Annotated in this window: 7 protein-coding genes; 1 reads left to right on the forward strand and 6 read right to left on the reverse strand. The window is 57.0% G+C overall.

Features of this window, described 5'->3' with window-relative positions:
* Positions 1 to 31: 31 nt before the first annotated feature.
* Entirely contained in the window at positions 32 to 1,522 is a 1,491-nt protein-coding gene (locus AAF659_RS13325) for a SulP family inorganic anion transporter (RefSeq protein WP_349752268.1), read from the reverse strand.
* Between the two features lie 253 nt (positions 1,523 to 1,775).
* Here AAF659_RS13325 and AAF659_RS13330 point away from each other — a divergent pair, with 253 nt between their 5' ends.
* Positions 1,776 to 2,627, forward strand: coding sequence for a substrate-binding periplasmic protein (locus tag AAF659_RS13330; protein WP_349752269.1), 852 nt, complete (start codon positions 1,776 to 1,778; stop codon positions 2,625 to 2,627).
* Here AAF659_RS13330 and AAF659_RS13335 read toward each other — a convergent pair whose 3' ends face one another.
* The 5 genes from AAF659_RS13335 to AAF659_RS13355 all read right to left on the reverse strand — a co-directional run.
* The gene (locus AAF659_RS13335; protein ID WP_349752270.1) at positions 2,628 to 2,894 is read right to left on the reverse strand and encodes a putative zinc-binding metallopeptidase; all 267 of its coding nucleotides are present in this window, start codon (positions 2,892 to 2,894) and stop codon (positions 2,628 to 2,630) included.
* The gene (locus AAF659_RS13340; RefSeq protein WP_349752271.1) at positions 2,866 to 3,498 is read right to left on the reverse strand and encodes a general secretion pathway protein GspB; all 633 of its coding nucleotides are present in this window, start codon (positions 3,496 to 3,498) and stop codon (positions 2,866 to 2,868) included. The genes AAF659_RS13335 and AAF659_RS13340 overlap by 29 nt, the downstream gene beginning before the upstream one ends.
* A gap of 9 nt (positions 3,499 to 3,507) precedes the next feature.
* A complete protein-coding gene (locus AAF659_RS13345) occupies positions 3,508 to 5,187 on the reverse strand; it encodes an AAA family ATPase (RefSeq protein ID WP_349752272.1) in 1,680 nt (559 codons plus the stop codon).
* Between the two features lie 79 nt (positions 5,188 to 5,266).
* On the reverse strand, positions 5,267 to 5,617 hold the full coding sequence (locus AAF659_RS13350) for a DUF3147 family protein (RefSeq protein ID WP_349752273.1): 351 nt from the start codon (positions 5,615 to 5,617) through the stop codon (positions 5,267 to 5,269).
* A gap of 97 nt (positions 5,618 to 5,714) precedes the next feature.
* On the reverse strand, positions 5,715 to 8,216 hold a 2,502-nt coding region (locus tag AAF659_RS13355), incomplete at its 5' end, for an Ig-like domain-containing protein (RefSeq protein WP_349752274.1).

The following is an 8,216-nucleotide window of genomic DNA, read 5'->3' on the forward strand; positions in this document are numbered from 1 at the left end:
CATTCCTGTTGTTGTTATCGTCTTCAGCCATTCAATGGCCTCCCATCAGCTTCTCGACAGCGGCCGGATCATCATGCACGGCATAGCGGTCGACGATGGTGGCGCTGGCTTCGTTGAGGCCGACCATTTCCACGGCCGTACCCTCGCGACGGAACTTGATTACCACCCGGTCCAGCGCCTCAACAGCGGTGATATCCCAGAAGTGGGCGCGGGACAGGTCGATGGTGACGCGTTCCACGGTTTCCTTGAAATCAAAGGCATCCATGAAGCGTTCCGATGAGGCGAAGAATACCTGACCCACCACGCGGTAGATACGGTGCCGCCCTTCATGGGCCTCCTCAGAGCCAACATACAGGATCTGGCCCACTTTGTTGGCGAAGAACATCGCAGCCAGGAGCACCCCAACGAAAACACCAATCGCAAGGTTATGGGTACCCACAGTCACCGCCACCGTCGCCAGCATCACGATATTGGTACTCATGGGGTGCTTCTTCAGATCGCGAATAGACTCCCAGCTGAAGGTACCTATGGCTACCATAATCATGACCGACACCAACGCCGCCATCGGTATCTGCGAGACCCAGTCCGCCAGAAAGACGACCATGATCAGGAGAACCACGCCGGCAAACAGAGTAGACATACGGCTACGGCCACCGGACTTGATGTTGATAACTGACTGGCCAATCATCGCACACCCGGCCATGCCCCCCAGCAGGCCGGAACCAATGTTGGCAATGCCCTGGCCCCGGCATTCGCGGTTCTTGTCGCTTCGGGTGTCAGTCAGATCATCCACGATGGTGGCGGTCATCATGGATTCCAGCAGGCCCACCACCGTCAGCATCAGGGCAGTGGGGAAAATAATCTTCAGAGTTTCCAGATTGAGCGGAATCTCCGGCCACAGGAATACCGGCAGGCTGTCCGGCAGTTCGCCCATATCGCCCACGCTACGGATGTCCATGCCGGTCACCATATAGACCGCCGTCAGCACCACAATGCATACCAGCGGCGACGGAATGGTGCGGCCAATGCCCGGAATCCAGGGGACCCCGTAGATGATAACCAGCCCCGCCACGGTCATGGCATAGACATGCCAGGTAACACCTGTGAGCTCCGGCAGCTGGGCCATGAAGATCAGGATCGCCAGGGCGTTAACGAATCCTGTTACCACTGAGCGCGAGACAAAGCGCATCAGGTCGGCAAGCTTAAGATAACCGGCGATGATCTGCAGCACACCCGTCAAAAGCGTGGCCGCCAGCAGGTACTGGAGCCCGTGCTCTCTAACCAGGGTAACCATCAGCAGTGCCATGGCGCCGGTAGCCGCCGAGATCATGCCGGAGCGCCCGCCGGCAAAGGCGATCACAACGCAGATGGCGAAGGAGGCGTACAATCCCACCTTGGGGTCAACACCGGCAATGATGGAGAAAGCGATTGCCTCGGGAATCAACGCGAGGGCCACAACGATGCCCGCCAGGGCATCGCCCTTAAGGTTGGAGAACCAACCCAGTTTCAACTTTTCGTACATGGTAAAGCCTGATCTGGAAGGGAGCTGGAAATCGGCAGAGCCGATGTCATCAAAGGCGCGAAATCATACAGCAAAAAAGGCCCTACGCCACCCTGAACGCCTTTAGCGCGTTTTAACTCCAGCCCTTCATGGATCGGGCTTAGCCACCTCGAACGGTTGATCTGGCTCTGGCCGATGCGGTTCTGTTCTGAAGGACATACTGATTGAACAGCGTTCGCCCGCTGCGGAGCGTGCTGTTGCGCAGGAGCCATACATGACCTATCGGCTGATACGCTACTCGGCCATTCTATGTCTGCTCATCCCCTTGGCGAGCGCTGTTACCGCCGAGGAGACCCGAAAGCCACCGAATGAGCGATTGAAGCTTGTTACCGGGCCACACTATCCGCCTTTTGCGGCCGATTATCTCCCCTACAAAGGCCTTGCGCCCTTTATCGTTACCCGGATCCTGGAAGACAGGGAGCAGACTGTCACTGTTGACATGCGCCCCTGGAAGCGAGCCTACCGAGAAACCCTTAAAGGCCACTATGATGCCATCCTGCCTTATGTTGAATCGCCTGCTCGCAGGCAGGACTACCTGTTTTCAATTCCCATCTTCGCGGTAGACAGCTTTGCGTATGTGGCCGCTGATTCGAAGCTGGATGCCGATTCGCTGGAAGGGCTCAGAGGGCGAACCTATTGCAACCCTATTGGCTTCACAGACGAGGATGCGCTTCAGGCTATGCGCTCAAACGGCGAGCTGGTTCGGATCAAAGCGGCTACCCTTAAAAGCTGCTTCCGAATGCTTAAGGCAGGGCGTGTCGATTTCGTGAAAATCAATGCCTATGTGGCGGACTACGTCATTGCCGCAAGTGATCTCAAGCCTGATGCAATAAGACCACTGCCTTTTGTGGTCGAGACGGTCTCACTTCACCTGATGGTGCCAAAGACACGTCCGGATGCTGAGGCACTGATCAGCACGTTCAACCGGCGCCTCAAGTCCATGGATCACAGAGGCCGGATTGAGGTGCTGAAAGGTGATTACCTGGAGGCAATCACCCCGGCCAATGCCACTAGCGACCGAGCACACCGGATCGGGCCAGAAGCTGCTCAGGGCTACAGCCGGTAATCACAGCCCCTGAGTGCCCCCGCGCAACCAGTTATGCACATAGGCCAACTTGTGGCGGCCATGCTCAGAGAGCACAAACGGATAGATGTCTGACAGACCCATGGAGCGGTTCACGTGGTTAACACCCCCAGTGAGCGCCACCGCGGTCTGGATCAGCCGTTGGGGATCAGACTCTGAATAAGGTTCCCAGCCGGGTTGGCAAAAACACGCCTCAGGGAACGCCTCTACAAAGGCCCCATTAAGAGCCGCCCTGCCAATCCCGTACAATAGCCATCTGGAAAAGATGCTGGTCCAGCCGGAAAACCACGCCAGCCGGTGTAATTTCCTCGATGATCAATTCCCCAACCCGCGCCCCTTCACCCAGCATCCGGTTATTAATCATTACCTTGCGAGAAGATGGCGTGGAGGACCAGACGTGGCCATTGAACGTCATCTCGGGCACTCGCCGCTGGACCGAGCGGGGCATATCATGGATCGGTGGCACATTCTCTGGCGGGTTCCGGTCAGTCTCTGCGGATCCGGTTTCCGTCGACTCGCCGGATGGCGCCGGTGCGTCTCTATCCGCACGCGCGTTCTCCTGATCTGGCGGCTCCGGAGCGGTCGCCGCCGTCGTCTCTTCCTCCGGTTGAGGGCTTGGAACCGGTACTGGTTCAGCCGCTACCTCAGCCTCATTGCCCGGATCGGAATCAGGCCATACGAGGTAGGCCACCACGGCGGCGTTGGCCATCAACGCCACCGCCAGAAGGTAAGGCCAGATCTCACGATGCTTGCCTGGGGTGGACGCGAACGAGACGCGGTGACCCGCCACCTCCGGATCCGTGTTAGAGCGTTCGGCCTCGGATTTTTTCAAGGCATCCAGAATATAGGACATGGGATAGCCTCAGCCTGATGACGCATCTGTTGATGCACTAGAAAGCGTTGGAACGGAACGCCCCATGTAATGGTTAAGGCGGATGATCGTCAGGGGGCCGACTACACCGTCCGTCCGCAGCCCTTCCCGGCGCTGGAAGGCCATAACCCGTGGTTCGAGGCTGCCATCGGACGAGTCAGGAACCAGTGACAGGGCCGCTTCTGCCTTGCCCAGGGCCTGATGCAGCCAGAGTTCACGGTTGCGGGTGGTCCCGGGCTCAATTACCCGGGACTCCCAAGGCGGCACGCGCCAGAGCAGCGAGTAATCTCCGAACCAGACTTCATCCAGGGCATCGCGAGAAACCCATCGCCGTTCGTTTCCCACCTCTAAGCGTATCCTGTCCGACTCCAGCGCCAGCAGAACCGCGTGCACCGGCTCTCCCCGCTGGTTGATCAGTTCCAGAACGGCGGGCCGGTCGAGTACTGCCAGACTGCGCCAGTTACCCTGCCTGTGAAGGCACCCCAGCCCGCGGTTCTGCCCCCAGTCGCAGGCCTGGCCGTGCTCACTCGGACGGTAGTCATAGCCCCACACATCGAACAGGGTTGCATAGGCCCTGGTACGTGAGGCTTCGGAGCTCAAAGCACCAAGGGACAGGCCAGACGTCCGGTTGTTGCCCGGGCTGGCTTCCCGCATGACCTGGCCTTCATCCGTCCGCTTGTCAGCTTCCGCAACCATGAGGTCGTCCATACCAACCAGGGCAAACGCCGGCACCCATTCAGCCACTTCGTCCTTTGCCGCCATTGTCACTATGCCGGCTGCCACCGTGACCAGAAACACGGTGAGCCCCAGCTTAAATTCAGGCCGGCCATTACCAACGCGGCCCGCAGAGAACCACCGCGCACGCCCATCCCCCCGGACCTCCCGCGCCGCGCGACGGACCGTGGCGGCATTGATGGTGAGGGAGTTGCACGTATAGGCGCCCAGCAGACTGCGGTCGCAGATCAGGTTAATCAACCGGGGAATGCCATGACTGCGCCGGTAAACCGCTGCCAGGGCACGCCTACTGAAAATCGTGCCCTTCTGGCCGGCTACGGACAGCCGATAGGCGATGTAGTTGTAGGTTTCCCTGCGGCTCAGCTGATCGAGGTGGTAGCGGGCGGTGATGCGCTGGGAGAGCTGACGAAGCCGGGGGCTGTCGAGCATGGTGGCCAGTTCCGGCTGGCCCAGCAGCGCGATCTGGACCAGCTTTTTCTCTGAGGTTTCCAGGTTGGTCAGCAGTCGTACCTGTTCCAGAACCTCGACGGACAGGTTCTGCGCTTCATCAATCACGACCAGCGTATGCCGGCCCCGAGCGTGAGCCTTCAGGAGGTAGTCATTGAGCTGGTTGATCAGCCCCATGATCGAGTGTTCTTCCGCCTCCGGCAAGCCCAGTTCACGACAGATGGTCGCCAGCAGTTCGCGAGCACTGACCCTGGGGTTGAGCACCAGTGCGATATCCACATGCTCAGGGATCTCTTCCAGAAAACGCCGGCAGAGCGTCGTTTTCCCGGTCCCCACCTCTCCGGTGAGAACCACAAACCCACCCTGGCCCGATACCCCATAAAGAAGATGGGCCAGCGCCTCCTGATGGCGTTCGCTGAGATAGAGGTACCTGGGGTCGGGCGCGATGGTGAAAGGCGATTCGCTGAACCCGAAGAATTCGTTATACATGCGCTTACTGCGATTTGATCAAAAAGTCAGAGTCAACGACACGATAACGCAGGCATACCTGAATGTCCTCGCTAAAACGCTACAGCTCCACCCCGAAATGGCCCAGTACAACCACCACGAGCCAATAGCTCAGCGCCGTCGCACCTATGGACAACGCCATGCTGAGGTAGAAGTTCACGCCGTTAGTCAGCAGCACCGGTAACGCAATGAACAGGACCAGCGATGGCAGCACCAGCCAGACAATACTCACCGACAGATCGCTGATTCTGCCGATATCGCCGGTCTCCACGTAGATCCAAAGGATGGCGAGCACCGAGGTGAGCGGCACGGAGGCCAACACCGCGCCGATGAACGAACTTCGTTTGGCCACCTCTGAAATGAGCACAACGAGAACAACGGTGATCCCGAGCTTGGTGATGTAATAAGCCAACCGTTCGCACTCCTTATTGATGGACTGGCCCTTCGCGCTCTGCGCTGCAGCCAGCTTAACAGCGCCGGCTGACTAACGCATGCCATGCCTGTCCCGTTCAGGTATCGATATTAAGCTGATTATTATTCATCAACTCCTGAATAAAGTCCTGTGAGCTTTCCCCGTCCATGCTTACGTTCTGAAGTGTCACGATTTGGTCGGCGTTGGCCTTATTGCCCCCAAGATCACCGTCGCTATTAAGATACAGGGTCGTATTGCTGCCATCCTCCTCCGCCATGATGTAACCCTCCAGGCTCGCCTCATCCTCTTCTCCCTGCAGCAGATCCGCAAAGTCCAGACGATCCGCCTCGCTGTTACTAGTAACATTGCCCTTGGTAAAGTCAGTAACGGTGTCCTGCGCGGGAGTGATTTGCGATCCCTGATCGCCGAGTTCCCAGCGGAAAGTATCGGCGCCTAGACCACCGGTGAGAATGTCATTGCCGGCGCCGCCGGTGAGAATATCGTTAGCACTAACACCCTCAAGCCGGTCCTCACCGCCAGTGCCGGTGACAATCACAGAATTCCAGCTCGCGTCGGCATTAACATCGTCAAAGCTGTTATCGCCATTAACCTGATCCTCCCAATTCAGATCACCCACGGCGTCCGCATTATCCTCCACATAGTTTTCACCGTCTGGATTCAGTCCTGGCTGGTCAAAGAAAGCCGGAGCTTGCTGCCCACTCAACACGGTGTTGCCAGCCTCAACTTGCCACTCACCATCATCGTTTTTGGAAAAGGTGACATCGGTTTCATCGCTCAGATTGTTATTAAGCGTTCCACCATTGGGAATGATAAAGAACCCAACCTCACTCTCAGCGTAACCAGTCAGTTCAAACACATCGCCCTGATTCGCATTGGATGAGTTCGCCCAGATGACCTTTCCATCTTTGGGCGTACCATCTTCATTCTTCACGTAATACCCCAGACTGTTGTTATAGCCGGCCTCACCGTCGTAATTCGTCAGAACGAGTGTCTGCTCAGTGCTGGGTGTGGCTGGTGTCAGATCAACCGTTTGCGTCGTTGTGGCGCTATCGCTGTTCGATTGCTCGGTTGAGATTGCTTCAACAGTCAGCGTTGCCGAGTCACTGACTTCGCTGGGGACCGTTAACGACAGTGCGCTAATATCCCAGTCGGTGACATCGATACTGGTATCTCCAGCCTCAGCCTTGAATGCATGGCCATTACCATCGGTTAACTCAGAGCCAACCGGCAGATCGTTAACAACAAGCGCCAAGGACTCTGAGCCGTCGGTATCGACCAAAGACGAATCAATCGCCACATCATAACTGTAGCTGGTCTTGGACAGGGCCAGGTCATCGATGAATATGCCTCGCCCGTCTGGCTGATCATTGTCAGAAGCCTCACGCAGAACGATAGTCTGTTCAGTACCATCTCCCTCAAAGGTAACACTGCCGCTACGCCAGCTGGCCTCGTTCAGTGAACTACCATCTTCAGAGAAGGTGCCAACGACCTCACCATCCACTACAACCTCGAAAACATTGATTGACTCGTCGAAGCCAGGGCGTGGGCTGTACTGAAAGTCTAGGGTGTATTGAGCGTCATTCTCTGTTTGAACGCTGCGCTGAATACTGGGTGCATTTTTAAAAGTAGTCGAGTTATTCAACTCTATGTACTGGGAACCAACCGCCGCGTCTGTGCCATAGGTCTCATCACGAAGCTCTATCGCCTCAGCACCGGGGCCCGGAATCCAGCCATCTACCTCATCGACAAATCCGTCCGTAGCTGTCTCCGAGTCCAGATCACTGCGGTAGAACTCATTAAGTACAGGTACTCCCTGAGATACAGAGAGATTCAGGTCTGGTTTATCGGCAACCGCCGTGATGCTCAGGTCCAGTTTTCCTGTTGCCTGACCTCCATTGCCGTCTTGAACGGTATAACCCACCTCCGGGACACTACCACTCCAATCGGCAGTTGGCTCAAAAATGTAGTCACCGTTTTCTTCTAATTTGAATGTCCCCTCAGCCAGACCAACCGAATCGCCTGCTGCATAAGAGCTATTACCGACTTCGAAACCCGTTACAGTCAGATTATCGCCATCCTTGTCACTGTCGTTGCCTAGCACGTTTCCAGTGATGGACTTGTCTTCATTTGCAGAGGCTGAATCGTTTTCTGCAACCGGCGCAGAATTGATGCTCTGGTCATCACCCACACCTTCATTTCCAGCCAGATCGATGAAGCTGCCATCATCTACCGTGATAGAGATCGGGCCCGAACCATCCGCCGTTAATGCGGCGGTATAGCTTACCGTGCCGTCATTATTCACTGTTCGTGCGCTCAAGTCGGCAAGAGAGCCGCCCGTAACGCCCGCACTGGAGAGGTCAAAGCCTTGAACTTCTTCACTGAAGGTGAAGGTGATTTCGGCCTCTTCTCCTGATGCCAGGGTTGATTTGGTGGAGCTGATTTCAAGTGTTGGTGCAGCCTCATCCACGCTGTGCGTCGAGGTCGCGGTGGTTTCGACCGTGTTGCCCGCCGCATCCGTGGAGCTCACCACCACGTCGAACTCGGTGTCCGCCGCCAGGTCGGCGCCGTCCACGTCCAC

This window comes from Salicola sp. Rm-C-2C1-2, assembly GCF_040196175.1.
Taxonomy (GTDB): Bacteria; Pseudomonadota; Gammaproteobacteria; order Pseudomonadales; family Oleiphilaceae; genus Halospina.

Bases quoted from the DNA above. Each gene is read 5' to 3' on its own strand.
- AAF659_RS13325 (WP_349752268.1), bottom strand. From the start codon at position 1,522: ATGTACGAAAAGTTGAAACTGGGTTGGTTCTCCAACCTTAAGGGCGAT.
- AAF659_RS13330 (WP_349752269.1), top strand. From the start codon at position 1,776: ATGACCTATCGGCTGATACGCTACTCGGCCATTCTATGTCTGCTCATC.
- AAF659_RS13340 (WP_349752271.1), bottom strand. From the start codon at position 3,498: ATGTCCTATATTCTGGATGCCTTGAAAAAATCCGAGGCCGAACGCTCT.
- AAF659_RS13345 (WP_349752272.1), bottom strand. From the start codon at position 5,187: ATGTATAACGAATTCTTCGGGTTCAGCGAATCGCCTTTCACCATCGCG.